At 55.7% G+C, this 840-nt stretch carries 1 protein-coding gene and 1 pseudogene; one reads left to right on the plus strand and one right to left on the minus strand.

Annotation, left to right across the window (positions count from 1 at the left end):
* A pseudogene (locus J5224_RS31355) lies at nt 1-155 on the plus strand (integrase); the annotation flags it as partial.
* A gap of 149 nt (nt 156-304) precedes the next feature.
* Here the strand turns inward: J5224_RS31355 and J5224_RS31360 are convergent.
* Nucleotides 305-840: ketopantoate reductase C-terminal domain-containing protein (locus J5224_RS31360; RefSeq protein WP_319802522.1), on the minus strand; the 536-nt coding region annotated here is incomplete at its 5' end.

Raw genomic sequence — 840 nt, forward strand, 5'->3', positions numbered from 1 at the left:
GTAATAGCGTTCGAGCAGCCTACATTCATAAGGCTGGGCATCTGGAAGCCCGCAAGGAGATGATGCAATGGTGGTCGGATTATCTGGACACATGTCGGCTCGCATACGTACCACCTTTTAATACAGAGCGGGGCAAAAAGAACGAAGCGGCATGATCCATAACAAAAAGCTGTATCAGCATACACTGGTACGGCTTTATTCATTTCTAATAGCTTGTCAGCCCCTTCATCTCGACCCGTCGCTGCCTGTAGAAAGCTGTTACACGATAACAACACACTTACGCCGTCAGTCCAAGCGTGCCATTTCATTTGAGAGCGAGGAACATCCCAGCTGCCCCGGCGACGAGAACTGCATCAATGAGAAGCTCGAACGTGTGCGTCTGGAGTTTCTGGACGAGACGTTTCGCAATCATCGAACCGACGAGCAATGCGATGCCAATGGCAAGTCCACATGTGAGGACGGGCAGCATGATTAGCGACGAGCCAGTACCGACAACGCCGCTGAGCACGCCAGCACGGCGAGGAAGAAGAGAACTAATAGCGCGATCATCGGCTCCAGGGGTCAACCGGGGCCGTCGCTCGCAGCCGCAAGAAGAGCTCATGTCTGCAGGAGCCCCCCGGAACTTATCGAGGATCTCCTGCGGCACTTCGTCTCCGAGTTCAGCGCCCTCTGCACGTGCCACGGCCAGGCATTCCTGCAGATAAGCCAGCGTAAGCCTGGCGATATCAGCACGGCCAAACATGCCTGAGCGGCGGTGCGTGAGTGTCATGAGTCCAGCCACCGCATTCTGCATCAGCTTGCGCCAGGCCAGAGAGCTGAAATTCGCGGCCAGATCTACGG

The organism is Candidatus Symbiopectobacterium sp. NZEC135 (assembly GCF_025962695.1).